Source organism: Thioclava sp. GXIMD4216 (genome assembly GCF_037949285.1).
In the GTDB taxonomy this organism is placed as follows: domain Bacteria; phylum Pseudomonadota; class Alphaproteobacteria; order Rhodobacterales; family Rhodobacteraceae; genus Thioclava; species Thioclava litoralis.
This window is the reverse complement of the sequence record NZ_CP149926.1, coordinates 279,108-304,621: the sequence shown is the minus strand read 5'-3', so window position 1 is coordinate 304,621 and position 25,514 is coordinate 279,108. Positions and strand designations below refer to the sequence as shown.

The 25,514-nt window shown below is 61.6% G+C and carries 26 protein-coding genes and 1 tRNA gene; 19 read left to right on the top strand and 8 right to left on the bottom strand.

Annotated elements, in window-relative coordinates; genetic code table 11:
- Positions 1-120: 120 nt before the first annotated feature.
- The gene (locus WDB88_RS01595; protein WP_339108469.1) at positions 121-588 is read left to right on the top strand and encodes a GyrI-like domain-containing protein; all 468 of its coding nucleotides are present in this window, start codon (positions 121-123) and stop codon (positions 586-588) included.
- Here the strand turns inward: WDB88_RS01595 and WDB88_RS01590 are convergent, their stop codons facing one another.
- A complete protein-coding gene (locus WDB88_RS01590; RefSeq protein WP_339108468.1) occupies positions 589-1,545 on the bottom strand; it encodes an L-malyl-CoA/beta-methylmalyl-CoA lyase in 957 nt (318 codons plus the stop codon). It abuts the gene before it with no gap.
- A 303-nt stretch (positions 1,546-1,848) separates the two neighbouring features.
- On the opposite strand from WDB88_RS01590, the gene dgcN reads away from it, so the two are divergent.
- The 3 genes from dgcN (at position 1,849) to WDB88_RS01575 (ending at position 4,836) form a co-directional block, all read left to right on the top strand.
- A complete protein-coding gene (dgcN, locus tag WDB88_RS01585; RefSeq protein ID WP_339108467.1) occupies positions 1,849-2,874 on the top strand; it encodes an N-acetyltransferase DgcN in 1,026 nt (341 codons plus the stop codon).
- Between the two features lie 115 nt (positions 2,875-2,989).
- Positions 2,990-3,952, top strand: coding sequence for an N-acetyl-D-Glu racemase DgcA (gene dgcA / locus WDB88_RS01580; protein WP_339108466.1), 963 nt, complete (start codon positions 2,990-2,992; stop codon positions 3,950-3,952).
- A 20-nt stretch (positions 3,953-3,972) separates the two neighbouring features.
- Complete coding sequence (locus WDB88_RS01575) at positions 3,973-4,836, top strand: D-amino-acid transaminase (protein ID WP_339108465.1); 864 nt, start codon at positions 3,973-3,975, stop codon at positions 4,834-4,836.
- A gap of 77 nt (positions 4,837-4,913) precedes the next feature.
- Here the strand turns inward: WDB88_RS01575 and WDB88_RS01570 are convergent, their stop codons facing one another.
- Both WDB88_RS01570 and WDB88_RS01565 read right to left on the bottom strand, forming a co-directional pair.
- A complete protein-coding gene (locus tag WDB88_RS01570) occupies positions 4,914-6,011 on the bottom strand; it encodes a calcium-binding protein (protein WP_339108464.1) in 1,098 nt (365 codons plus the stop codon).
- A 186-nt stretch (positions 6,012-6,197) separates the two neighbouring features.
- Positions 6,198-6,944: an N-formylglutamate amidohydrolase gene (locus WDB88_RS01565; protein ID WP_339108463.1), complete on the bottom strand. Its 747-nt coding sequence runs from the start codon at positions 6,942-6,944 to the stop codon at positions 6,198-6,200.
- Positions 6,945-7,099: 155 nt separating this feature from the next.
- Here WDB88_RS01565 and pyk point away from each other — a divergent pair, with 155 nt between their 5' ends.
- From pyk to WDB88_RS01515, 10 genes are all read left to right on the top strand, one after another.
- Positions 7,100-8,554, top strand: a complete 1,455-nt coding sequence (gene pyk / locus WDB88_RS01560) for a pyruvate kinase (RefSeq protein WP_339108462.1) — start codon at positions 7,100-7,102, stop codon at positions 8,552-8,554.
- Between the two features lie 78 nt (positions 8,555-8,632).
- A complete protein-coding gene (locus WDB88_RS01555) occupies positions 8,633-8,857 on the top strand; it encodes a hypothetical protein (protein WP_339108461.1) in 225 nt (74 codons plus the stop codon).
- A gap of 167 nt (positions 8,858-9,024) precedes the next feature.
- Entirely contained in the window at positions 9,025-9,225 is a 201-nt protein-coding gene (rpmI, locus tag WDB88_RS01550; protein ID WP_339108460.1) for a 50S ribosomal protein L35, read from the top strand.
- 18 nt (positions 9,226-9,243) lie between these two features.
- Positions 9,244-9,603 carry a 50S ribosomal protein L20 gene (gene rplT / locus WDB88_RS01545; RefSeq protein ID WP_339108459.1) on the top strand — a complete coding sequence of 120 codons (360 nt, stop codon included), beginning with the start codon at positions 9,244-9,246 and terminating at the stop codon, positions 9,601-9,603.
- Positions 9,604-9,761: 158 nt separating this feature from the next.
- Positions 9,762-10,895 carry an acyltransferase gene (locus WDB88_RS01540; RefSeq protein WP_339108458.1) on the top strand — a complete coding sequence of 378 codons (1,134 nt, stop codon included), beginning with the start codon at positions 9,762-9,764 and terminating at the stop codon, positions 10,893-10,895.
- Between the two features lie 95 nt (positions 10,896-10,990).
- Positions 10,991-12,073 (top strand): phenylalanine--tRNA ligase subunit alpha, encoded by a 1,083-nt coding sequence (gene pheS, locus WDB88_RS01535; RefSeq protein ID WP_339108457.1) that lies wholly within the window; start codon positions 10,991-10,993, stop codon positions 12,071-12,073.
- A 239-nt stretch (positions 12,074-12,312) separates the two neighbouring features.
- Positions 12,313-12,810, top strand: a complete 498-nt coding sequence (locus WDB88_RS01530; RefSeq protein WP_339108456.1) for a hypothetical protein — start codon at positions 12,313-12,315, stop codon at positions 12,808-12,810.
- A 9-nt stretch (positions 12,811-12,819) separates the two neighbouring features.
- Entirely contained in the window at positions 12,820-13,113 is a 294-nt protein-coding gene (locus WDB88_RS01525) for a YrhK family protein (RefSeq protein WP_339108455.1), read from the top strand.
- 72 nt (positions 13,114-13,185) lie between these two features.
- Positions 13,186-15,594: a phenylalanine--tRNA ligase subunit beta gene (pheT, locus tag WDB88_RS01520; protein ID WP_339108454.1), complete on the top strand. Its 2,409-nt coding sequence runs from the start codon at positions 13,186-13,188 to the stop codon at positions 15,592-15,594.
- A gap of 131 nt (positions 15,595-15,725) precedes the next feature.
- Positions 15,726-15,995, top strand: coding sequence for a DksA/TraR family C4-type zinc finger protein (locus WDB88_RS01515; protein WP_339108453.1), 270 nt, complete (start codon positions 15,726-15,728; stop codon positions 15,993-15,995).
- Here the strand turns inward: WDB88_RS01515 and WDB88_RS01510 are convergent, their stop codons facing one another.
- The 4 genes from WDB88_RS01510 to putA form a co-directional block, all read right to left on the bottom strand.
- The gene (locus WDB88_RS01510) at positions 15,996-16,352 is read right to left on the bottom strand and encodes a VOC family protein (RefSeq protein ID WP_339108452.1); all 357 of its coding nucleotides are present in this window, start codon (positions 16,350-16,352) and stop codon (positions 15,996-15,998) included.
- A 55-nt stretch (positions 16,353-16,407) separates the two neighbouring features.
- On the bottom strand, positions 16,408-17,094 hold the full coding sequence (locus WDB88_RS01505; protein ID WP_339108451.1) for a YafY family protein: 687 nt from the start codon (positions 17,092-17,094) through the stop codon (positions 16,408-16,410).
- The gene (locus WDB88_RS01500; RefSeq protein ID WP_339108450.1) at positions 17,091-17,471 is read right to left on the bottom strand and encodes a GFA family protein; all 381 of its coding nucleotides are present in this window, start codon (positions 17,469-17,471) and stop codon (positions 17,091-17,093) included. The genes WDB88_RS01505 and WDB88_RS01500 overlap by 4 nt, the downstream gene beginning before the upstream one ends.
- Positions 17,472-17,578: 107 nt before the next feature.
- Positions 17,579-20,974: a bifunctional proline dehydrogenase/L-glutamate gamma-semialdehyde dehydrogenase PutA gene (gene putA / locus WDB88_RS01495; protein WP_339108449.1), complete on the bottom strand. Its 3,396-nt coding sequence runs from the start codon at positions 20,972-20,974 to the stop codon at positions 17,579-17,581.
- 108 nt (positions 20,975-21,082) lie between these two features.
- Here putA and WDB88_RS01490 point away from each other — a divergent pair, with 108 nt between their 5' ends.
- On the top strand, positions 21,083-21,562 hold the full coding sequence (locus WDB88_RS01490) for an Lrp/AsnC family transcriptional regulator (RefSeq protein ID WP_339108448.1): 480 nt from the start codon (positions 21,083-21,085) through the stop codon (positions 21,560-21,562).
- On the opposite strand, the gene WDB88_RS01485 is transcribed toward WDB88_RS01490, so the two are convergent.
- Positions 21,546-21,962 (bottom strand): META domain-containing protein, encoded by a 417-nt coding sequence (locus WDB88_RS01485; protein ID WP_339108447.1) that lies wholly within the window; start codon positions 21,960-21,962, stop codon positions 21,546-21,548. The two genes, WDB88_RS01490 and WDB88_RS01485, sit on opposite strands and share 17 nt — an antisense overlap.
- A 336-nt stretch (positions 21,963-22,298) precedes the next feature.
- Between WDB88_RS01485 and WDB88_RS01480 the strand changes: the two genes are divergently transcribed.
- From WDB88_RS01480 to WDB88_RS01465, 4 genes are all read left to right on the top strand, one after another.
- Positions 22,299-22,763 carry an Lrp/AsnC family transcriptional regulator gene (locus WDB88_RS01480; protein ID WP_339108446.1) on the top strand — a complete coding sequence of 155 codons (465 nt, stop codon included), beginning with the start codon at positions 22,299-22,301 and terminating at the stop codon, positions 22,761-22,763.
- Between the two features lie 97 nt (positions 22,764-22,860).
- Positions 22,861-24,825 carry a heme lyase CcmF/NrfE family subunit gene (locus WDB88_RS01475; RefSeq protein WP_339108445.1) on the top strand — a complete coding sequence of 655 codons (1,965 nt, stop codon included), beginning with the start codon at positions 22,861-22,863 and terminating at the stop codon, positions 24,823-24,825.
- 10 nt (positions 24,826-24,835) lie between these two features.
- Positions 24,836-25,300, top strand: a complete 465-nt coding sequence (locus tag WDB88_RS01470) for a cytochrome c-type biogenesis protein (protein WP_339108444.1) — start codon at positions 24,836-24,838, stop codon at positions 25,298-25,300.
- A gap of 52 nt (positions 25,301-25,352) precedes the next feature.
- Positions 25,353-25,435: transfer RNA gene (locus WDB88_RS01465), tRNA-Leu, on the top strand.
- The last annotated feature ends 79 nt before the right edge of the window (positions 25,436-25,514 follow it).

Below are 25,514 nucleotides of genomic sequence, written 5' to 3'. Positions count from 1 at the left end.
CGTGACCCTCCGGTTGGCTCGATGGCGCCTATATGACCTCGCGCGCATGGAAATGCAACGGTAGGGCTGTGAGCTTGCGAAAGCTGTGCTACATCAGGGGCGAGGAAAGAGGAGAGCAGTATGATCGGAGAGGTGACCATCCGCACTCTGGCGGGTGTCCGTCTGGCGGGCCTGGCCCATCGCGGGGATTATCAGAACCTGACCGAAGCCTTTGCCCGCTTGGTGCATATGTTCGAGGACGGGCTCCTATGGGGGCATGTGGAAGGGGCCGCCGCCGTGGGCTATGACAATCCGCGGATAACGCCTGTGGAAAAACTGCGTTCGGATGCCTGTTTCATTGTGTCGGAGACCTGCCCGATTGTGCCGCCGATGAAAGAAATCCGTTACCCCGAAGGCCGTTACGCCGTTCTGGAGGTGGTCGGGCCCTATCGGCAACTGGCGCAGGCCTATGCCAAACTCAGCGACGAATGGTATCCCGCCTCGGGCGAGGAGCATCGCGGGCTGGTGGCCTATGAGGTCTATCTCAACAATCCCGAGGAAGTGCCGGAGCGGGAGCTGCGGACGGAAATCCGGCTCCCGCTGGCGTGATTAGACGCCGATCATCTCTGCCTGACGCACGATGACTTCGGCCTGACGCATCGAGGCGATATCCACAAGGCGGCCCTTATAGACAGCGGCGCCTGCGCCCTCGGATTTGGCCTGCTCCATCGCGGCGAGGATCTCGCGCGCTTCGGTGACGGCGGCCTCCGAGGGGGTGAAGACCTCATTGGCGAGCGCGATCTGCTTGGGGTGAATCGCCCATTTGCCAACCATGCCCAGCGTAGCCGACCGCAGCGCCTGTGCGCGGAAGCCGTCATCATCCGAGAAGTCGCCAAACGGCCCGTCCACCGGCAACAGCCCATGCGTGCGGCAGGCTGCCACAATCGCCGTTTGCGCCCAGTGCCACGGGTCGGACCAGTATTTGGCGCCTTCATGCAGCATATAGTAGTTTTCCTGCGTGCCGCCGATGCCGGTGGTCGCCATCCCCATCGAGGCCGCGAAATCGGCGGCACCAAGGCTCATCGCCTGCAGGCGGGGCGAGCTGGCCGCGATTTCTTCCACATGGGCGATGCCCGCCGCAGATTCGATGATCACCTCAAGGCTGACCTTCTTTGTGCGGCCCTTGGCGGTCTCGATCGCGGTGATCAGCGCGTCAACGGCATAGACATCCGCCGCACAGCCGACCTTGGGGATCATGATCTGGTCGATGCGCTCCGAGCCTTCCTCCAGCAGCTCGACCACATCGCGGTACCAATAGGGCGTATCCAGCGCGTTGATCCGCACCGAAAGGTATTTATTGCCCCAGTCGATCTCATGGCTGGCGGCAATGATGTTTTTGCGGGCAACCGCCTTATCATTGGGCGCGACGCTGTCTTCGAGGTCCAAATTGATGACATCTGCCGCCGAGGCTGCCATCTTGGGAAAAAGCTTCGTGTTCGAGCCGGGTCCAAACAGCTGGCAGCGGTTCGGGCGGGCAGGCGGGGTAGGCTGGATGCGGAAACTCATCGTTCCTCCGGTAATGATGTTTCTATCCTGATGCTTGAGTTGATATATTGTTGCGCGTGCGTTTTCAATCACTTTCTGCAATGCAGAATGAACGAGTCGTTTATGCGGCAGAGGATTGCTTGAATCTGTAAAATTTCAGATCAATCTCCGACTCTTTTTCAACATGACGCAAATAAAATCGGCCAAATTGCCTTTTGTTGAAATATATTTCAGAATTATCTTTCAAAAATGCTCCAAATACCAAGGAAATTTCTGCGCAAAGGTCATAGCCTATGTCCAACAACCCATTTGGAGGCCTAAACGATGGCGCTTATCGAAACCCCGTATCTTCTGTTCCTTGGTGACGCGCCGGACGCTCTGGCCGCGAAAGTGGCGCAGGGCATCAAGGACTGGCGTCCCGAGTTTGCCGTGGGTCAGTTCCGCATGGCGGGCTGCAATGCCGATATGGGTCTGGCCGATATGACGCTGGAAGAGGCCGTGGACGCGGGCTGCAAAACGCTGGTGATCGGCGTGGCCAACCGTGGCGGTGTGATCTCGGCGGCGTGGAAAGAGGTTCTGGTCAAGGCGCTGGAAGCCGGTCTGGACATCGCATCGGGCCTGCATAACCTGCTGCGCGACGAGGCCGAACTGGTGGCCGCTGCCGAGAAAAACGGCCGTCAACTGCATGACGTGCGTATTCCTTCGGTGAAATATCCGATCGCCAATGGGGTGAAGCGTAAGGGCAAGCGTATGCTGGCCGTGGGCACCGATTGCTCGGTCGGCAAGATGTATACCGCGCTTTGTGTGGAAAAAGAGATGCGCGAGCGTGGCATGAAGGCCAGCTTCCGGGCAACCGGCCAGACCGGTATCCTGATCACCGGCGACGGTGTGCCGCTGGATGCCGTGATTGCCGACTTCATGGCCGGTTCGGTCGAATATCTGACCCCCGATAATGACGAGGATCACTGGGATCTGATCGAGGGCCAAGGCTCGCTGTTCCACGTGTCCTATTCGGGCGTGACCATGGCGCTGATCCACGGCGGCCAACCCGACGCGCTGGTGATCTGCCACGAGCCGACCCGTGACCATATGCGCGGCCTGCCGGGCTATAAGCTGCCCTCGCTGCAAGCCGTGCGTGATCTGGCGCTGCAACTGGCACAGGTTGCCAATCCGGCCTGTAAGGTTGTGGGTATCTCGATCAATACCAAGGGCATGCCCGAAGCCGAAGCCAAAGCCTATCTGGCCAAGGTCGAAGCCGAAATGGGTCTGCCCGCAACCGACCCCTTCCGCTTTGGTGCGGGCCCGCTGGTCGATGCGCTGGAAGCGCTTGACGCCGTCGCCGCCGAGTAAGCCCATGACCCGCCGGAACCAGTTTCCGGCGGGTTTTTACTGACACTCTTGGAAAAAGCCTTAGCTTGCGGGTCAAATGGCCTGTGACAGGCCCTGCCAGAGTGAGGAAGAGATCATGATCAAAGTTACCCCCGACAGTTTCAAACTCGCCGAGGCTTTCACCATCTCGCGCGGCTCGCGGACCCAATCCGATGTGCTGACCGTTCGGATCACCCGCGACGGTGTGACCGGCTGGGGCGAATGCCTGCCCTATAAACGCTATGCCGAGACTCTGGAAAGTGTGACGGCGCAGATCAATTCGCTGCCCGAGGGCATCACCCGTATGGAGCTGCAAGAGGCGCTGCCCGCCGGTGCGGCCCGTAACGCGGTGGATTGCGCCTTGTGGGATCTCGAGGCCAAGAAGGCGGGCAAGCGCGTCTGGGAGATGGCGGGGCTTTCCGCACCCAAGCCGGAAGTGACCGCCTATACGCTCTCGCTCGATACGGTCGAGAAAATGCGCGAGAAAGCCGCCAAGAACGCCCATCGCCCCGTGCTGAAGATCAAGCTGGGCACGCCCGATGATATCCCGCGGCTTGAGGCCGTGCGCGAAGGGGCCCCCAAGGCCAAGATCATCCTTGATGCCAATGAGGGCTGGGAGATGGAGACCTTCCTCGATATCCAGAAGCACCTCCTGCGCCTGAATATCGCGATGGTTGAACAGCCGCTGCCTGCCGCCGCCGATGAGGGCCTGATGGGGGTCGAACGTCTGGTGCCGATCTGTGCCGATGAAGCCTGTCATGACCGCGCTTCGATGGCGCATCTGAAGGGCAAATACGACATGATCAACATCAAGCTCGACAAGACCGGCGGCCTGACCGAGGCGCTCAGCCTGCGCGATGTGGCGCTGTCGGAAGGCTATAAGGTGATGGTCGGCTGTATGCTGGGGTCGTCTTTGGGGATGGCGCCCGCGACCTTGGTGGCGCAAGGTGCCGCTATTGTCGATCTTGACGCCCCGCTGCTTCTGGCAGAAGACCGTGAGCAGCCGCTCTATTACGAAGATGGCAAAGTTTATCCGCCCGAAGCAGTGCTTTGGGGTTGAGGGAAGAAGGAGTAAGGCCGATGAGCCGTATCGTTTATCTCAACGGTGACTATATCCCCGAAGAAGAAGCCAAAGTGTCGATTTTCGACCGCGGCTTCGTTATGGGCGATGCAGTTTATGAAGTGACGGCCGTGATCGGCGGCAAGCTGTGGGACTTCGAGGGCCATGTGAAGCGCCTCGCCCGCTCGCTGAACGAGCTGGAGATGCAGAACCCGCTGACCCGCGACGAGCTTCTGGAGATCCACCGCGAGCTGATCAAGCGCAACCCCGATTTCATCGATGGCGGCATCTACCTGCAGATCTCGCGCGGGAATGCCGGCGACCGTGATTTCGCCTTCCCGCCCGCCGATGTGAAGCCGACCGTGGTGCTTTATACCCAAGCCAAGAACGGCCTGCTGGATGACCCCAAAGCCAAGAAAGGCATCAAGGTTATCTCGATCCCCGATCTGCGCTGGCACCGCCGCGATATCAAGACCGTGCAGCTTCTCTACCCGTCGCTGGCCAAAATGGCGGCCAAGAAAGCGCATGTGGATGATGCATGGTTTGTCGAGGATGGTTTCGTGACCGAAGGCTCGTCGAATAACGTCTATATCGTGAAGGACGGGAAGATCATCACCCGCGCGCTGTCGAATGACATCCTGCACGGGATCACCCGCGCGGCGCTGCTGAAATATGCCGCCGAGGCGCAGATGCAGATCGAAGAGCGTTCCTTCACCATCGAAGAGGCGCAGGCCGCCGATGAGGCCTTCTTCACCTCGGCTTCGGCCTTTGTGACGCCGGTCATCGAAGTGGATGGCAAACCGGTTGCAAGCGGCAAGCCCGGCCCCGTGGCGACCCGCCTGCGCGAGATCTATCTGGCCGAAAGCGCGAAATCGGCGCTGTAAGCGCGGCCCCCGAAACGGCAAAAGAAAACCCCGACCGCGCGGTCGGGGTTTTTGTCATCCGCAGGATCGGTTCTCGATCAGGCATTCAGGACGGTGGGCAGATAGGCTTGCTGGGTGAGGTCATCCACCAGCACGATCTGTTGCGCCAGCGTTTCCATATCCTCGGTGACGCCTTCCAGATAGGCCACGCTATTTCCGTTGATGCGCACCGTGGTACCCGCATCATCGGCCGAGATGGTGAAGGTCGAGGGCGGCCCCTGCATGGTGCTCAGCACCAGCACTTCGGGGTCATCCTCGGTCGTGCCCTCGCCGAAATCCTTGATGGTCACCGGATCGCCATAGGGCGAGCCAGCATTGGTTGCATTGACGATGAAGGCATCCTGACCATCGCCGCCCCACATGACATCGCCATCATCGCCGATCAGCAGGTCGCTGCCCGCGCCGCCATTGAGGGTATCGGAATTGCCCGCGATCGTATCCAGCGCGATCAGCCCGTCATCGCCATAGCCGCCATGCAGCGAATCCGAGCCCTGATGGTCGATCAGCACATCATCGCCGGTATTGCCGCGCAGCGTGTCATTGCCCGGGCCGCCAAGCAGCGCATCATTGCCCGCGCCGCCATCGATATAGTCATCGCCCGCACCGCCGATCCCGCCAAAGAAGCCCTGATCCTCAAGCGAGCTGATCAGGTCATCTATTGAGGAAAGCGTCGTCAGATCGCTCAGGTCGGCGGGGACGCTGCCCATGTCGTCGCCGCCCTTGAGCATGATCGTATCATCGCCATCCCCACCGATGATCGTGTCGCTGCCCTCGGTGCCGTGGATCCAGTCCCGTCCGGCTGAACCATAGGTGACCTGACCCGAGGCCGCGACCTGCCGTATCGGAGAGCTTTGCGTGTCACTTTGCGAGTCGTTTTCGCCAGAGGTGCTGTCATCGGTGCCGCTTTCCGAGCTGTCCTGCGCCGTTTCGTCCTCTCCGGTTTCCTCGGTCGTGTCGGTGGCTTCGGAGGCGCTATCCTCGGTGCTGTCCGGCTCGGTGGTGCTATCGCTTTGCGTTGCGTCGTCAGTGCTGTCGTCTTCCGCATCGTCGGTCTGCGTGCCGGTATCGGTATCGGTATCGGTATCGGCGGTCATCTCGTCAGAGGGATCGTCGCTATCATCATCGTGATCGGACATGTCGTGGATGCCGAAAGCGAAAGCCAAAGGAAGAAGGGAAAGAAGTAAAAAAGCGCCCATGACCGGCCCCAGCAGAACATAAGAATATCTGCTGGATATGTGATTGGATGGTTAAGTCAATCTTAATTCACACGCGCGCGTGATAATGCGTGAAGTTGGAAACTGTTAACCTTGAATACCGCGATATTATCGCTGGTTCTGGCAACAATCCAGAGACTGTTGCAGAAGGGGCGCCAAAGTCGCGGCCCATTCCTCTTGCTGGGCTCTGGTCTGGATCAGATCCTGACGCAGTTCGATCAGGATGTTCAGGCGTCCCGTTTGCAGCGCGTGGCGGTCAATGGAATCTCCGGCAAGATGGCCCTTATAGGGTTCGTTATCTCCGGTCGGAATATGTCGCGCCCTGAGCGCCTCGATCAGCGGTTCGGCCAGTCTGCGGTCCCGGGGATCCGACAGGATGCCGACCTGCCAAGGCCGCGGCGGTCGCCCGCGTAGCTGGGGCGTGAAGGAATGGATGGCGCAGATCACGCTGTTCTCGCGCCGTGCGGCCAAGGTTTCCAGTGCCTTGTGATAGGGACGGTGCAGGCGCTCCAGACGGCGCAGTTTCTCGGCGGCATCGGCATGGCGGTTGGCGGGAATGATCGTGCCGTCATAGAGCTTCATCAGCAGCGTCGGGTCCGTCTCGCCACGGTTCGGGTCGATCACCAGCCGCGAGAAATTTGTGCTGATCAACGGGGCGTCCAGCAGGCGTGCCAAAGCCTCGGAGACGCCCAACGCGCCCGGATCATAAGCGATATGGCGCGCCATATCGGCAGGCGGCAGCCCCAGATCACCGCCGTTGATCCAGTCCGGCACATGGTTTGTCGCGTGATCACAGGTGACCAGCCAGCATGCGCTCCGCTCTGCGCCCTGAATGTGAAAAGCGGTTTCGGTCATGGAAGATCACCTATTGTCACGCATTCTTAGTTTTGGTGCTGCATCACAGTGAATAAGCGAGCCTGCCCCGAAGTGCCAGTTGCACTTGCGACAAAATCGCGCAATACCTTGGGGCGGCCCACGACTAAATCGTAATTCCTAACCAACGAGGTCGCATGAGACGCCTTCGCAAAGTAAAGATCGTCGCCACTCTGGGCCCTGCATCTTCCGACTATGAAACGATCCGCGGTCTGTTCGAGGCCGGAGCCGATGTGTTCCGTCTGAACATGAGCCACGGCACGCATGACGAACAGCGTGCCCGCTACGAGATCATTCGTAAGGTCGAAGAAGATTTGGGGCGCCCGATTGCTGTTCTGGCAGATCTTCAGGGCCCGAAATTGCGGGTCGGAACCTTCGCTGCCGGTGCGGCAGATCTGGAAGAGGGGGATGCCTTCCGTCTGGATCTGGAGGACAAAGACGGCGACCAGCATCGTGTCTGCCTGCCGCATCCCGAAATTTTTGCCGCTCTGGAAGCGGGCACCACGCTTCTGGTCAATGACGGCAAGATCCGCCTGAAGGTCGAGGAGTGCGGTGCGGATTTCGCGAATTGCACCGTGACGGTGGGGGGCACCATCTCGAACCGTAAGGGCGTGAACGTGCCGGATGTGGTTCTGCCGATCCCCGCGCTGTCCGAGAAGGACAAGAAAGATCTGGAATTCGCCTGCTCGCTGGGCGCGGACTGGCTGGCGCTGAGCTTCGTGCAGCGCGCCGATGACGTGCTTGAGGCGAAAGCTCTGGCGCAGGGGCGTGCGCTGGTGCTGTCGAAAATCGAGAAGCCCGCCGCCGTGAAGGCCTATGACGAGATCCTCGAGGTGTCCGACGGGATCATGGTTGCGCGTGGTGACCTTGGCGTCGAGCTTCCGGTGCAGAACGTCCCGCCGATCCAGAAGAAGCTGGTGCGCAAGGCGCGTGCGGCGGCCAAGCCGGTGATCGTCGCAACCCAGATGCTGGAATCGATGATTGAAAGCCCGATGCCGACCCGCGCCGAAGTCTCGGATGTGGCGACGGCCATCTATGAGGGTGCGGATGCGGTGATGCTTTCGGCGGAATCGGCCGCAGGCCGCTATCCGATCGAAGCGGTTAAAACGATGAATAATGTCGCCGAGCAGGTCGAAGGCGATTCGACCTACCGCGAGGTTATAAACTCCAGCCGGACCTTCACAGCAGCCCGCCGCCAGACTGTGGCGGATGGCATTGTGGCCGCGGCCCGCGAGATTGCGGAGACCACCGATATCGCCGCGATCAGCTGCTATACCCAGACGGGGACTTCGGTGCGTCTTGTGGCGCGTGAACGTCCGCAGGTGCCGATTGTCGCGCTGTCGCCGGTCACCAAGACCCTGCGCAAGATCTGCCTGACCTGGGGCGTGCAGGCGATCAAATCCGAAGAGGTGGGGCGCTTCAAGATGGCTGTGGTCAATGCGGTCCGTGCGACCCGCGATTTCGGTCTGGCCGATGAGAAAGACCAGATCGTGGTGGTGGCCGGTGTGCCGTTCAATGTGGAAGGCACGACCAACATCCTGCGCGTCGCGCCTTGCGACGAGCGCCAGATCTTCCGCACCGAGCCGGAATAACCGTTTCAAGCCAAGCTGCCGCCCCGGACCCGCGTTCGGGGCGGTTGTCATTTGGGAGACAGCTCGGAAAGGCAGGGTATGACGGCGGATTATTGTCTGACTTTCGGTCTTTTGCTGATCGTTTTCGCGATTCCCGCCGGTGTTTCCGCCTATTCCGAAATGCGCCCGCCCCGCATGGCCGCCGTCACGATCGTGCTGGGGGCCTGTCTTGTCATCCTTGCGGTGACTCTCAGCCCGACCGGCTATAGCTATAGTGACATTCCGCAGGCCGTGGCGCGGGTTATGGCACGGTTTCTGCCCTGATATCGCGAGATCTGGCCATACCGGCCCGATGGGGCGGCTGTCAGGCCAGAATAAGGCTTGCAAAACGGGGCAAAGCTTTCTAGAAGGCGCGTTCTAGACGGCCGCGCGGCCGGCCCAAGAGGCATGCCGAGTCGCGCGTAAACCCCTCTTACGTTAAGGAGACGGAAATGCCCAAGATGAAGACGAAATCCGCTGCCAAAAAGCGGTTCAAGTTCACCGCGAACGGCCATGTCAAAGTTGGTCACGCAGGTAAGCGCCACGGCATGATCAAGCGGACCACGAAGTTCATTCGTAACACCGCTGGCACCATGGTCCTGTGCGACTCCGACGAGAAAATCGTCAAAAAATACATGCCGTACAACCGCTGATACTGGGAGACTTGAACTATGGCACGCGTTAAATCCGGTAAGGTCACCCACGCCCGTCACAAGAAGGTCCTGAAGGCCGCAAAAGGTTACTACAGCTCGCGCTCGCGTAACTTCCGCACCGCCACTCAGGCCGTCGACAAGGCAAACCAGTACGCAACCCGCGACCGTAAGGCGCGCAAGCGCAATTTCCGCTCGCTCTGGATCCAGCGTATCAACGCAGGTGTCCGCGCAGTCGACGCCGAAATGACCTACTCGAAATTCATCAACCTGCTCGCCGTTGCCGGTATCGAAGTGGACCGTAAGGTTCTCGCCGATCTGGCAGTTCACGAGCCGGAAGCCTTCGCTGCAATCGTTGCACAGGCAAAAGCAGCAGCCTAATCGCTGCCGCACCGATGAGTTTTTGAAAACCCGCGCCGAAAGGTGCGGGTTTTTGCATGTGTTAAGCATTCTGACCGGCGGCAACTTGCTGCGATGCGGCAAATGTGCTTTATTAATTTTTAATTAACTTTCTCCATTTCAGCCCCGCAGGAATGACAATGCTCGCTAGTGGTCTAGGCCGGACAAATTTTCTTACGGCCCGCAATCCGGAAACGACGAAGCTGGCCTCTTACCCGATGTTCGACTGGCTGCGGTTCGTGCTGGCATCACTGGTGGTCATGGTCCACGCGCATATGCCAGGGGTGCCGGGAATTTCCGGAGGGCTCTCGGTCGGGGTATTCTTCGCTCTGAGCGGCTGGCTGATCGGGTCGATTCTGCTGCGCACCTCGGTGACGGAACTGCCCCGTTTCTTCTTCAACCGCGCGACGCGGATCTGGCTGCCCTATGCTGCGGCAATCGCTTTGCTTTACGGGGCCGCCGCTATTCGTGAAGGCACCGGTTTCTTCTGGCTGAAGTATCTGGTGATGGATCTGACTTTCACCCACCAGATCTTCACCATCTTCCCCGTAGCGAAATTCGAGATGCCGCTTGACGGTTCCGGCAACCAGTTCTGGAGCCTGTCCGTCGAAGAGCAGTTCTACCTTTGGGCGCCCTTGGTGATGATTGTGCTGCCATGGGGACGTAAGGCGCTGACTTGGGTTGTGGTCTCGGCGGTGCTTTTGTCGGTCTATCCCTACTTCGGGATCATTGCTCTGGGCGTTCTGGCGGCAATCCTTCAGCGCGACTATGACCTTACGGGGCGTCTATGGGTGCGTCGGGTCGCGCTTCTGGTGGCTGTCGGGCTGGGGGTTCCGCTGTTCGGTCCGATGAATGTCACGGTGCCGCCGGCCCTGCAGGCGCTGTTCTGTGTGTCGGTTGTGCTGGCACTGTCGCAAAGCGGCCCGCGGTCGTCTGTGGGTAAGTTCCTGGGCGGGATTTCCTTTCCGCTCTATCTCAACCACTGGCTGGGGCTTGTGCTCTGCCATGGCATAGCCAATCAGTTCGGGCAGGGGGATGCGGCTTGGCTGCCCCTCGTGCAATATGCGGTGGCTTTTATGATCACGCTGCCGATGTATCTGATGGTTGACTGTCAGGTGATGAAGCGCCGGTCTGGCTGGTATACGGCAGCGGTCGGGCGTCGCATGATGTTTGCGGCCTACACTCTTTTTGCCGTCGGGATGCTGTCGGGTGTGCTCATGTATACCTATGGCCCGCATGCCGAGCTTCCCCAGACCATCGCCTCGGCCGAGTGAATGCGCCTTCGGGCGGGGTTCTGCACCAGAGCGGCTTGAATTTCGCCCCTGACAAGGCTAGCAACAGCCCCAACATTACAGAGGGTAAGAGTCAGATGAGCGATCTCGACCAGCTTCGCACGAAATATCTTTCCGGCGTGGCGGATGCCGCGGATGAGGCGGCTCTGGAAGAGCTGCGTCTGGCAGGGCTTGGCAAAAAAGGCGAAATCAGCCTGATGATGCGCGAGCTGGGCAAGATGAGCCCGGAAGAAAAGCAGACCTTCGGTAAGGCGCTCAACGAGCTGAAGACCGAGATCGACATCGCCCTGCGCGAGAAGAAACAGGCGCTGGCCGATGCCGCTCTCGAGGCACGTCTGCAGGATGAATGGCTGGATGTGACCCTTCCGGGGCGTCCGCGTCGTCAGGGCACCATCCACCCTGTGTCTCAGGTGATGGACGAGGTGACCGCGATCTTCGCCGATATGGGCTTCTCGGTGGCCGAAGGGCCGCAGGTGGAAGACGACTGGCATAATTTCGATGCGCTGAATATCGCGCCCGAGCACCCCGCCCGCCAGGAGCATGACACCTTCTTCATGCATCGTGCCGAGGGCGATGACCGTCCGCCGCATGTGCTGCGCACCCATACCAGCCCCGTGCAGATCCGCGCGATGCAGGAGCAGGGCGCGCCGATCCGTGTCATCGCGCCGGGCCGTGTGTATCGCATGGATATGGACCAGACCCACGCGCCGATGTTCCACCAGATCGAGGGGCTTGCGATCGGGAAGGACATCTCGATGGCGAACCTGAAATGGGTGCTGGAAGAGTTCTGCAAGGCCTTCTTCGAGGTCGATAATGTCGAGCTGCGCTTCCGCGCCTCGCATTTCCCCTTCACCGAGCCTTCGGCAGAAGTGGATATCCGTTGCTCTTGGGAGGGCAAGCAACTCAAGATCGGCGAAGGCAATAGCTGGATGGAGATTTTGGGGTCGGGCATGGTCCACCCGAAGGTGCTTGAGGCGGCTGGTGTGGATTCGACGCAATATCAAGGCTTTGCCTTCGGTATCGGGATCGACCGTCTGGCGATGCTCAAATATGGCATCCCCGATCTGCGCGCCTTCTTCGACAGCGATCTGCGCTGGCTCAAGCATTACGGTTTTGCGCCGCAGGATGTGCCGACCGTGCTGGGCGGCCTGAGCCGCTAAGCCTGCCTGCCAAGATGCAGACCGCAAAGACGCCGCCCCCGAGGGGCGGCGTTTTGCATTTGGCGGCAGAGGAAGGCTGGAATGGTGTGCTGAAAAAATGGGCATCTGGCGGCGGGCCGCTGATCTTTCGCTGCGACATTAAGATCTTGCTCATCAACTTCCCGCCAAGTGGGTGGCCGTTTGGCGCGGGGCGGGTAAGAATGCTGGCAGAGATAAATCGTAGGAACCGGAGGGATCTCATGAGCTGGGGTGGGTTGATTTTTCTGATGGTATTGGGCTGCGCGGTCAGCCTTGTGGGTCAGCTATATGTCTGGGGCAAGGGGACGACGCGCGCGCGGGACGAGGATTACGAGGCGGGGATCACCCGCATTGGTGTGGCAAGCCTTGGCGGTGCAATCCTGTTTGTCTTCCTGCTGGCCATCGGGGTGGACCGCGTTATGCCTCTGGCAAGCTATATGGCCTTTGCCACGGGGATCTGCATCACGCTGGTTATTGCATGGGCGGACACGCGCCAGACGATGAACGAGCGTAATTACGATCTGGGCATGAAATACGATGTCGTGATGTTTGTCGTGGCCGCGATGCATGTGGTCTTTGGTGTCATGATGGGGTCTTTCGGCTGGAATTTCGACATGCTCAGCCTCATTTTTGTCGAGCTGGTGGTCGTTCTGGTCAGCGTGATCTTCCGGTCGGTCGTCCGGGCCGCCACCAGCGGGGCAGAAGAGCACGCACACTGAAAGAGGCTTATGCGGATTTCAGGAAAACCCTTGTTTCACCGCGACCAACGTGGTGATTCCGACGAAAAGCGCAAGCTTTATGCCGCCTATGAACTCGCCTATACATTGGTCGATTTCGGGGCGGCCGTTTGCTTTGTGGTGGGGTCGATCATGTTCTTCTTTGACGCATGGATGATCCCCGGCACATGGCTGTTTCTGATCGGCTCGATCCTCTTTGCAGCCAAGCCGACGATCCGTCTGGTGCGGGAAATCCGGCTTTTGCAGATGGGGGATGCAAAGGATGTCGCGAAGCGGCAGGAGTGACCTTCCCATCCGGTCCCTTATCCGCTAGGACAGGCCCGCATCCCGTAGGGGGAATAGACGAAGGGTTGACCCATGAAATTCACGCTGAGCTGGCTGAAAGAGCATCTGGACACCGAGGCAAGCCTTGACGAGATCCTCTATGCGCTGACCGATCTGGGACTTGAGGTCGAAGAGGTCATTGACCCCGCCTCCAAGCTGGCCAGCTTTACCATCGCCAAAGTGGTCCATGCCGAGAGCCACCCCGACGCCGACCGTCTGCGCGTCTGCCGTGTGGCCACCGATGAGGGCGAGACGCAGATCGTCTGTGGCGCGCCCAATGCCCGCGAAGGCATCACCGTTGTTCTGGCCAAGCCCGGCGATTATGTGCCCGGCCTTGATGTGACCCTGTCGGTCGGCAAGATCCGCGGCGTGGAAAGCTTCGGCATGATGGCCTCCGAGCGCGAGCTGGAACTGTCGGATGAGCATAACGGCATCATCGAACTGCCCTCGGGCGAGGTTGGCCAGAAGTTTGTCGATTGGCTGGCCGAGAATAACCCTGCCGCTGTTGATCCGGTCATCGATATCGCGATCACCCCGAACCGCCCCGATGCTTTGGGCGTGCGTGGTATCGCGCGCGATCTGGCGGCGCGGGGTCTGGGTAAGCTGAAGCCGCTGGCGGTCACGCCGGTTGCGGGCAGCTTCGACAGCCCTGTGTCTGTGTCCATCGACGCGGGCCTGAAGGCCAAGGGTTGCCCCTATTTCGCGGGCCGCGTGATCCGTGGTGTGAAAAACGGCGAAAGCCCCGAGTGGCTGAAAAAGCGTCTTGAGGCGATTGGCCTGCGTCCGATCTCGGCGCTGGTGGATATCACCAATTACTTCACCTTCGACCTGAACCGCCCGCTGCATGTGTTTGATGCCGCCAAAGTGGCCGGTGGTCTGCGTATCGAGCCCGCCAAAGGCGGCGAAAGCTTCGCCGCGCTCGACGAGAAAACCTACACCCTGCGCGAAGGCCAGATGGTGATCGTCGATGACAATGGCGTCGAAAGCCTTGCCGGTATCATGGGCGGCTCTGCTTCGGGTGCCGAGGCTGACACCGTCGATGTCTTCCTTGAATCCGCCTATTGGGACCCGATCACCGTGGCAGCCACGGGCCGTGCGCTGAAGATCAATTCGGATGCGCGCTACCGGTTTGAACGTGGCGTTGATCCGGCCTTCACGCTGGACGGGCTGGAGCTGGCGACGCAGATGGTGCTGGACCTTTGCGGCGGCGAGGCGTCTCATGTGGTGTCCGATGGTGCCATGCCGCAGGTGGACCGCGCCTATAAGCTCGACCCCGCCCGCGTGATCAGCCTTGTGGGCATGGAGATCCCCGAGGCGACCCAACGCGCAACGCTTGAGGCGCTTGGCTTCACGCTGGACGGCGATATGGCGACCCCGCCCAGCTGGCGTCCCGATATTCTGGGCGAGGCCGATCTGGTCGAGGAAGTGGCGCGTATCGCTTCGCTCGCGCAGCTGGAAGGCAAGCCGATGGCGCGCGAGACCGCGGGCGTTCCGGGGGCGATCCTCACGCCGGTGCAGCGCCGCGAGAAAATGGCGCGTCGCACCATTGCGGGCGCGGGCTATAATGAATGCGTGACCTATAGCTTCATCGATGCCGCCTCGGCCACGCTGTTCGGCGGCGGCGCGGATGCGACCAAGCTGCAGAACCCGATTTCCTCGGAAATGACCCATCTGCGCCCCGATCTTCTGCCGGGCCTTCTGCAAGCCGCCAGCCGCAATCAGGCACGCGGCGCGGGCGATCTGGCGCTTTTCGAGGTCGGTCCGGCCTTCACCGGCGGTGAGCCGGGCGAGCAGCATCTGCAGGCAACCGGCCTTCTGGTCGGCCAGATCGCCCCGCGTGACCCCTATGGCTCGCGCCGTCCGGTGGACCTGTATGACGCCAAGGCCGATGCCGAGGTCATTCTGTCGGCGATCGGTGCGCCTGTGCGGATGCAGATCAACCGCAAGCTGGATGGCTGGTGGCACCCCGGTCGCTCGGGTGTGATGGCGCTGGGTCCGAACAAGCTGTGTGCCTTTGGCGAGATCCACCCCAAGGTCCTGCGTGAGATGGGCGTGAAAGGTCCGGCGGTGGCCTTCACCATCTGGCTGGAAAATGTGCCCTTCCCGAAAGCCAAGGGCCCGTCGCGTCCGGCGCTGGAAATGTCCGACCTGCAAGCGGTCGAGCGTGACTTCGCCTTTGTCGTCGATGCCAAGACCGAGGTGCTGACCGCCGTAAATGCCGCCTTGGGCGCGGATAAGGCGCTGATCGAGGCAGTGAATGTCTTCGACCAGTTCACCGGCCCGAAAGCGGAAGAGCAGATGGGTGCGGGCAAGAAGTCCATCGCGCTCAGCGTCCGCCTGCAACCGCGGGACAAGACGCTGACCGATAAGGATATCGAGGCGGTCTCTGCCAAGATCATCGACAAGGTCACCAAGGCGACCAAGGGCAGCCTGCGCAGCTGATCCTTTTTGCAACATTGACCAAACGCCCCTGCCACCCGCGGGGGCGTTTTTCTATGTCAGAATGCCGCTTGGCGACCAACGGGCTTGTGCCGTGCGCCTATGCTGCCCATCTTGGAAACAGGAGGTGCGCTATGGCAGGAGGTTGGGCCCGCGACGGGGCCGTGAACGAACAGATCGAAGCCTCGGTTCAGGATGAACTGGCCCGTATGCGCCAGCGCCGTGGCCCCACGGGCGAAAGCGCCGAGTTCTGCGTGGACTGTGACGAGCCGATCCCCGAGGCGCGGCGCAAGGCGATTCCGGGGGTGAAGCTATGTGTGGACTGTCAGGGCGGCCATGACAGCCGTCATGCAAATCGCGGCGGAATGAACCGCCGCGCGTCGAAAGACAGTCTGCTGAAGTGATCAGCCCATAGCATAGGGCCGCAGCCGGTGCCCGTCGGGGTCGGCAATCACGAAGCTGCGGCCAAAGGGTAGGTCGGTCGGCTCCATCAGGACCGGACCTAGTGCTTTCCACTGGTCAAACTGCGTGTCGACCTCGCCTTGGGCCAGCTTGAAGCCGATCTCGCAGCCCCCGGCAGCTCCCGTGGCAGCCGGTGTCACATGATCCTTCTGCCAAAGCCCAAGGGCTTGCCCGTCGGGCAGTTTGAACAGCGCGAACTGGTCCATCCTTTCAAGCGGTGCCTGCCCGAAAGCCGCTTCGTAGAAGGTACAGGACCGTGCGATATCCGCAACATACAGAAAGAGAGTGGTCTGGGTCATGGGGTGCTCCTTTTCATGATGCCCCCTCTCTAGCGTGCCCCTGTGTCAGTTTCTGTCAGCAGCCAAGCAGCCCCTGCGCGCGCCGCCAGTCATCGAACAGCTTCTTGCGCGGGGGACGGTAGGTCTCGCCCGTGGGGAGTGCTTCCGATATTCGGTCGGTGCGGAAACTGCGGAAATCGCCGCGCAGCTCGCACCAGCCCAGAAGCACCCGCGCCTGGTCAAAAAATGCCAGCGCCACGGGCCAGATCACGCGCTCCGACAGGGTACCCTCGCCCGTGCGATAGGTAATGCGCAGCTTCTGTTGCTGGCGGATGGCCGCCCGCAGCGCGCGCGAGGCCACCTGATCGGGGGCAGGGCGCGGGCCGCCCACCACCAGCGTGGTCAGGTCCATCTCGTCGCGCAGGGCAGCGGGCACCACCGCGCGCAGCCGCGCCAGCGCGCTTTCCGCCGCCTGCGCCAGATCGCTGTCGCCCTTGCTGGCCAGCCAGCGGGTGCCAACAACAAGCGCCTCAAGCTCTTCGACCGGAAAGGTCAGCGGCGGCAGCAGAAAGCCTTCGCGCAGCACATAGCCCAGACCGGCCTCGCCCTCGATCGGGGCGCCTTGCCCCTGCAAGGTGGCAATATCGCGGTAGAGCGTGCGCAGGCTTACCCCGAGTTCCTGCGCCAAAGCGGCCCCCGTCACCGGATGGCGATGGCGGCGCAGGATGTCCAGAAGCTGCAGCAGCCGTTCGGAACGGCTCATCTGTCAGAGGGGTGCGAGACCCCGTCGACCCATTTGACAGGCTCCCAGTCACGGGGGTTCACGCCCTCGATGGCACCAAGGTTCACACCATATTGGGTCGGGTCCGAGCGGCGGCGGTGATGGGTGTAAATCCCGCAGGTCTTGCAGAAGTAATGCACCGCCGTCTTGGTGTTGAACTGATAGACGGTCAGGTTCTCTTCGCCCTGCGTGATCTCCAGATCCTCCAGTTTCACCGTAACAGCCGCCGCCCCGCGCCTGCGACAGAACGAGCAATCGCAGCGCCGCGCTGTGCGCAGCCCGTCTGCCAGACGGATTTGCAGCTTTACGGCACCGCAATGGCAGCTCACGGTTTGCGGGGCATTCTGGTCGATGATCATGGGCGTTTCCTCCGGTTCACCAACCAGCATAGGCGAAGATGCCGCGCCCACAATAAAAATGGCCTCCCGCAAGGGGAGGCCATTCAGGGGAACTGGGTCCGGACGGGTTATTTCGCGCCCGCCGAGGCCAGAAGCTGGGCGTTGCCGCCTGCCGCTGTGGTATCGATGCAGATATGGCGTTCATGCCAGACATGGCCCACATCGGGATGGCCGGTGATCAGCGCAAGGATCGGTCCCTCACGGCGGGCCAAGGCCTGCGCGTATTTGCGCGCCTCTTCCGGTTTGCCCCAGTAGAGCGCCCCCGAAATGCCGTGTTTCGCGGTCAGACCATCCGGCGTCATATTGGTGGCCACTTCGGCCACGCCGCCCAGTGCTTCGACAGCTGCTTTCTGGTTGCGGGCCTCTTCGGCGCTGGGGCCCATGCACAGGAGCGGTTCGCGCACATGCAGCGTCAGGCGGTTCGATTCACCGGTCGGGCCCGGAAGCGAGCGCGCCTCTTGCGGCTTGTCCGAGGGTGCCGAAGTGGTGAAGCGCCACAGATATTCGGGGCCACCCGCTTTGGGGCCGGTGCCCGAAAGCCCTTCGCCACCGAAAGGCTGGCTGCCCACGACCGCGCCCACCTGGTTGCGGTTAACGTAGATATTGCCGCAATGGATGCTTTCCGTGACTTCCTGCACGCGGTTGTCGATACGGGTGTGCAGACCGAAGGTCAGCCCGTAGCCGGTCGCGTTGACCGCGTCGATGACCTTGTGCAGGTCTTCGGATTTGAAGGTCGCGATATGCAGCACGGGGCCGAAAATCTCGCGTTTCATATCCTCGATGCCGTTCACACGGATCGCGACGGGGGCACAGAAATGGCCCTGCTGCGGGGCGCTGATTTCTTTCAGCACGCGGCCTTGCGCACGGGCGGTTGCCACGTGGTCGCGGATGATGCCTGCAGCCTCGTCATCAATGACCGGACCGATATCGGTGGTCAGATCCCACGGGTTGTCCACCAGCAGCTCGTCCATCGCGCCAAACAGCATTTCCTGAATGGTGGGGGCGATATCGTCCTGCACATAGAGGCAACGCAGGGCCGAGCAGCGCTGACCCGCCGATTGGAAGGCCGAGACGAGGATATCGCGCACGGCCTGTTCCGGCAGGGCGGTGGAATCGACGATCATGGCGTTCAGACCACCGGTTTCCGCGATCAGCGGCGCGCCGGGGTCCATGTTGTCGGCCATAGCGCGACGGATGATCTTCGCGGTCTCGGTCGAGCCGGTGAAGGCCACGCCATTGATCCGCGCATCCGAGGTCAGGCGCGCGCCCACGGTCGCCCCATCCCCCGGCAGCAGTTGCAGGGCTTCGCGCGGCACGCCTGCCTCATGCAGAAGCTGCACGGCGAGGGTGGCGATGATCGGCGTCTGCTCGGCGGGCTTGGCCAGCACGGCATTGCCGGTCGCAAGGGCTGCGGCCACCTGACCGGTGAAGATCGCCAGCGGGAAGTTCCACGGGCTGATGCAGGTGAAGAGGCCACGCGCCTGCGCATTTTGCGGGATGTTGTGGGCGTAGTAATGCAGGAAGTCGACAGCTTCGCGCAGCTCGGCCACGGCATCGATCTGGATCTTGCCGGCCTCGCGGGCGAGGGCCGCGAAGATTTCGCCGTAATGGGCTTCGTAAAGCTCTGCGGCGCGGTTAAGAACCTCGGCGCGTTCGGTTTCCGACGCGGCCCACGGTTGGGCATTGGCCAGAGCGGTCTCGACATCGGCGCTGGAGGCGTTGAAGACCTGACCGATCACATCGCCATTCGAGGGGTTGAGCGCCTCGACAACGGGCAACGGCTGTGCGGTGCCTGCGATCAGCGGGCGGGCCTCGAAACGGGCGGCCTTGAACGGTGCACGGGCGGCATCAATGGTCGCCAGAGCGTCGCGTTCGGTCAGATCGAAGCCGGTCGAGTTCTTGCGGTCGCCGAACAGCGCATCGGGTTTGCGCAGGATCGGGTTTTCCACATGGCGGGTGCTTTCCACCTGAGCGAAGGGGCAGGAGGCCACTTCCTCGGGGGTCACATCCTCGTCCACGATCTGGTTCACGAAGCTCGAATTCGCGCCGTTTTCCAGCAGGCGACGCACCAGATAGGCCAGCAGGTCGCGGTGGGCACCACAGGGCGCATAGATCCGGCAGCGGGTCTTGTGATCGCCCAGAACGAGGTCATGCAGACGCTCGCCCATGCCATGCAGACGCTGGAATTCGAAATTGCGACGGTCTTCGCCTTCGGTCATTTCCAGCACGGCCGACACGGTATGCGCATTATGGCCTGCAAATTGCGGGTAGATCCGGTCGCGCAGGCTGAGAAGCTTGCGGGCATTGGAGATGTAGCTGACATCGGTCGAGGCTTTGCGGGTGAATACGGGGAAGTCCTTGAGGCCCATGACCTGCGCGCGCTTCACCTCGGCGTCCCAATAGGCGCCTTTCACCAGACGGACCATGATCTTGCGGTCATAGCGCTGCGCCAGATCGTAGAGCCAGTCGATTGCAGGGGTGCAGCGGCGGCCATAGGCCTGCACCACCACGGCAAAACCGTCCCAGCCTGCCAGCGACGGATCGGCCAGAACGGCCTCGATCACCTTGAAGGACAGCGTCATGCGGTCGACTTCTTCGGCATCGACGGTGAAGCTCATATCGGCTTTGGCGGCTTTTTGCGCCAGACGCAGCACGACCGGCACCAGCTCGGCCATCACGCGCTCTTCCTTGGCAAGCTCGTAGCGCGGATGCAGCGCCGAGAATTTCACCGAAATGCCGGGGTTGTCGTAAAGGTGACCCTTGCGGCAGTTGGTGGCAATCGCGTCGATCGCTTTCGAGTAGTCTTCCTCGTAGCGCTTGGCGTCTTTCATGGTGCGGGCGGCTTCGCCCAGCATGTCATAGCTGTAGGAATAGCCCTTGGCTTCCTGCTTCTTGGCGCGCACCATCGCCGACTGGATGGTTTCACCCAGTACGAACTGGCGGCCCATTTCCTTCATCGCGCGGCTTACGGCCTTGCGGATCACCGGCTCGCCCAGACGGCGGATCGCGCCGCGCAGATGGCCTGCCATTCCCGGCGGACGGTCATCGAGCACCTTGCCCGTCAGCATCAGGCCCCACGTGGAAGCATTGACCAGCGGCGAGGCCGAATGGCCCAGATGCTTGCCCCAATCCGACGGTGCGATCTTGTCTTCGATCAGCGCATCCATCGTGTCGGCATCCGGCACGCGCAACAGCGCCTCGGCCAGACACATCAGCGCAATGCCTTCCTCGGTCGACAGACCGTATTCCGCCAGAAAGACCTCCATCAGGCCCGGACGGCTATCGGCGCGGATACGGCGCACCAGTGCGGCCCCGCGTGCGGCAATCTTGCCCCGCGTGCCCTCATCCAGCGCGGCCTGCGCGATCAGGCGGTCCAGCAGCGGTTCTTCGGGTTGCAACGTCAGCGCGTCGATCTGCTGGAAGTCCAGCGCCGGATCAACGATGGGAGATGAAATTTTGGTCATGGCGGGCCTCAAGGAAGGTATTTTGTCTAATCTACATCGAAACCACTTTTTATTTCGCCCATTCGATGACAATTCTTGGTCGAAGAAACCAAAGATACGGGTCTAAACATGCCAAATGATCTGCCAGACCTCGATAATTACGACCAGAAGATTCTCGCGGCGCTTTCGGAAGAGGGGCGGCTGTCTGTTACCGAGCTTGCGCGCCGCGTCGGGCTGACCAAGACGCCTGTGCAGGCGCGGATGAAGCGGCTTGAGGATCTGGGGGTGATCAAGGGCTATCGCGCCGTGCTCAGCCCGATCCGTATGGGGCTGAGCCATGTGGCATTTGTCGAGGTGCGGCTCTTGGACACGCGCGAGGTGTCGCTGGCGGCGTTCAACCGCGCGGTGCGCGCCCTTCCCGAGGTAGAAGAGTGCCATATGATCGCTGGCGGCTTCGATTACCTGCTGAAGGTCCGGACCCGCGATATCACCGATTATCGCCGTGTGATGGGCGAGAAAATCTCGGCTTTGCCACATGTTTCCTCCACCACCACCTATGTGGCGATGGAGACGGTGACGGATGCGGCGGCGATCAGTCCGCAGGTCTGACCGCAATGATAACGGGTTGGCCATCGGCGCGCAGTTCGATGCCGTCTTGTGTGGCCGCAACACTGTCGACGCGGGCAATGGCTGCATGGAAGGCCTGTTCGGTCTGCATTTGCAGTTCCGAGCACATCATGCGGGTGCCGACAATCGCACCGATATGCAGCTTGCCGTCGCGCCGTTCCACAGGCGCGCTATAGCGGTTGCAGCCCGAATTTCCGGCAATCTGCTCCGCTTCCGGATGGAGCAGGTTGACCTTGACCCCCTCGGGCACCGGACGGCCTGCGATCTGCGTGACCTGCCATTCCTGCCCGACAGGCAGAGCGGCCAGCATATCCGCTGGTGGGGCATCGGGTTTGCAGGCGGCAAGACAAGCAATCAGGGCAATCGGGAGCATGAAACGCATGGGGCTATCCTTCGGATAAGGACCGGAACGCGTGCTGGCACGGCCCGCAGGCCAAAATCGGCGCATTCCGGCCCGTGTCGGTATCGTCCATGCATGCGGTCATTGTGCAGTGAAGTAAAGGCCATTGACGTGAGGACCCTCCGGCGCGCGCGGGCGATCGGCCTCTTGGGCGGGGTGGTTCGGGGGCGGGCCGGCCTTCATGCCGTGCCAGAAACCGCTTGCAGAGCTGTGGTAAATTAATCAAAAGGGGCCGCAGCATGTGCTGTTTTTGTTCCTGTGGTTGCCCTGTCCGAGCCGGATAGGGATGTCTGAGAGCGGTTTTCCCGAGGTGATTTCATGACAGGTGAGAGCGTTTCTTCTGATCAGCTCGATGATACGGACCGCCGTCTGATTGCCGCGCTGCGTCGCGATGGGCGGGCGGCTGTCTCCGATCTGGCGACCCAGCTCAACCTGTCGCGGGCCACCGTGCGCTCGCGGATCGAAAAGATGATCTCGCGGGGCGAGATTACCGGCTTTTCCGTCCAGACCCGCTCGGATGCGCCGCAGGCTGCCGTGCGCGGGGTGATGTTGCTGGAGATCGACGGTCGCCAGACCGACCAGATCGTGCAGAACCTGCTGGGCCTGCCTCTGGTGCAGGCGGTGCATACGACCAATGGGCAATGGGATCTCCTGCTGGAGATCGGCGCCCGCAATCTGCAGGAATTCGATGATCTTCTGCTGATCATCCGCGCCTTCGAAGGGGTGCGCCGCAGCGAAACCAGCCTGTTGCTGGGCACAAGGCGGCCTGCGGTGATCGGCTAGGGCCAAGCCTGCAACATATTCCATGGTGTGATAGGCTGGGTGCTTTTCCTACGCGCCTGCGGGCGGTAAGGTGCCTGCGCAACAGGAGGCCCCCGCGATGATTGCCGAGCTAGGTCACTTTACTCTTATACTGGCACTTTTTGTGGCCGTTATTCAGTCCCTTGTGCCGCTGATCGGGGCGCATAAGAACTGGCGCGGCTGGATGGCGGTCGCCGGACCGGCGGCGACGGTGCAGTTTCTGCTTGTCGTGACATCCTTTCTGGCGCTGACCTATGCTTTCGTGACATCGGATTTTTCGGTCGCGCTGGTCTACGAGAACAGTCACACCGACAAGCCGATGCTCTATAAGGTCTCGGGAGTTTGGGGCAACCACGAGGGCTCCATGCTGCTTTGGGTGCTGATCCTGTCGATCTTCGGCGCGGCGGCGGCATGGTTTGGTGGCAATCTCCCGCCCCGTCTGCGGGCCCGTGTCCTGTCGGTGCAGGGCATGATCGGGCTGGCATTCCTGATTTTCATCCTGTTCACCTCGAACCCGTTTCTGCGCATGGCCAATCCGCCGATGAACGGGCGCGGGATGAACCCGCTGCTGCAAGACCCCGGTCTGGCCTTCCACCCGCCCTTCCTCTATCTGGGCTATGTCGGGCTTTCGATGGCCTTCTCCTTTGCCGTGGCCGCCCTCATTGAGGGGCGCGTCGATGCGGCATGGGCGCGCTGGGTGCGGCCCTGGACGCTTGCGGCATGGATCTTTCTGACCATCGGTATCGCCCTTGGATCATGGTGGGCCTATTACGAGCTGGGCTGGGGCGGTTTCTGGTTCTGGGACCCTGTGGAAAACGCCTCCTTCATGCCGTGGCTTCTGGCGGCGGCGCTTTTGCATAGTGCGATCGTTGTGGAAAAACGCGAGGCGCTGAAAAGCTGGACGATCCTTCTGGCCATTCTGGCCTTCGGATTTTCGCTGATCGGCACGTTTATCGTGCGCTCCGGTGTGATTACCTCGGTGCATAGCTTTGCCAATGACCCGCAGCGCGGGATCTATATCCTGAGCATTCTGGCGGTCTTCGTGGGCGGGGCGCTGACGCTCTATGCCTTCCGCGCGGGGGCCATGCAGGCGCGGGGCGTGTTTTCCATGCTGTCGCGGGAAAACGCGCTTGTGCTGAACAATATCCTGCTGGCCGTGGCGGCGCTTGTGGTGTTTGTGGGCACGATCTGGCCCCTGCTGGCCGAGATGTTCTGGGCGCGCAAGCTTTCGGTCGGAGCGCCGTTCTTCGATAAAAGCTTCACGCCGTTCTTCGTGGCACTGGCGCTGGTGCTGCCGGTCGGGGCGATGATGCCGTGGAAACGTGCGAAGATGGGCCGTGTGCTGCGTCCGCTGCTGCCGGCCTTCGTGCTGGCGCTGGCGATTGCCGGACTGGGATGGACAATGGAAACGGGCCGGTCGCTGATGGCGCTGGTGGCCAGTTTCCTCGGGGCATGGATCATTCTGGGGGCGCTTGTCGAACTCTGGCAGCGCGCCGGACGCAGGCCCGCACGGCTGTTGCGCCTGCCGCGCGCCGATTGGGGCAAGGCGGTGGCGCATTCCGGTCTGGCGATCACCATCATGGGGGTCGGGCTGCTGACCGCCGGTCAGGTCGAGGATATCCGCGTGGCACAGGAGGGGCAGCCTTTCGAGGTGGCCGGATACCGGATCAGCCTTGACGAGGTGCATCGCGATCAGGGGCCGAACTATGTTGCCACCACCGCCACGATGACTGTGCGGCGTGGCGGGAAGGTGGTCACGGTGCTGCATCCCGAAAAGCGGGTCTATCCGACCGAGGGCATGCCCACCACAGAGGCCGCAATCCGTAGTGGCTTCCTGCGCGACATCTATCTGGTGATCGGCGATCCGCAGGAGAATGGCGGCTGGGCCGTGCGCACCTATATCAAACCCTTCGCGATCTGGATCTGGGGCGGGGCGATTATCATGGCCCTTGGCGGGTTGCTCAGCCTGTCGGACCGCCGGTATCGTGTGGCTGCGGGCGCGCGCAAGGCGTCGGCCGTCTCTTCCGCAACTCCGGCAGAGTGAGGCCGTGCCGATGATCCGTATCCTTCTTTGCGCCCTGTCTTTCGTCATGTTGCAGGCGGCGGCGGTTCTGGCCGTGCAGCCCGACGAGATCCTGCCCGATCCGGCGCTGGAGGCCCGCGCTCGCGCCCTGAGCACAGAGCTGCGCTGCCCCGTCTGCCAAGGCGAGGATATCGACGATTCCAACGCCGCCGTGGCCCGTGATCTGCGGCGTCTGGTGCGCGAAAGGCTGGTGGCGGGCGATACGGATCAGCAGGTGCTGGAATATGTGACGGCGCGCTACGGGGAATATGTGCTGTTTTCTCCCGAGGCGAAGGGCGCCAATCTGCTGCTCTACTGGGCGGGGCCTGCCACCTTGCTGATCGCCTTGGGCAGTGTGGTGGTCTGGGTGCGCCGCAGGGCCCGCCGTCACGACCCCCGCCCCGAGGCGCTGAGTGTCGAGGAAAAGGCGCGTTTGGACGAAATATTGAAGGGTTAGAGGCGCTGGCCTCTTGCGCCTTCGCAGCCTTTCGCTTAGCCAAGACGACGTTGCGGGCGTGGCGGAATGGTAGACGCATGGGACTTAAACTCCCTGGGGCCTAGGCCCATACCGGTTCGAGTCCGGTCGCCCGTACGGTTTCCCCCCCATTTTGTCCGTGGCGCTGCCGATCCCCCGCTCGGGCGCGGCGCGTGAGGCCGATCCGGGCCGCAGG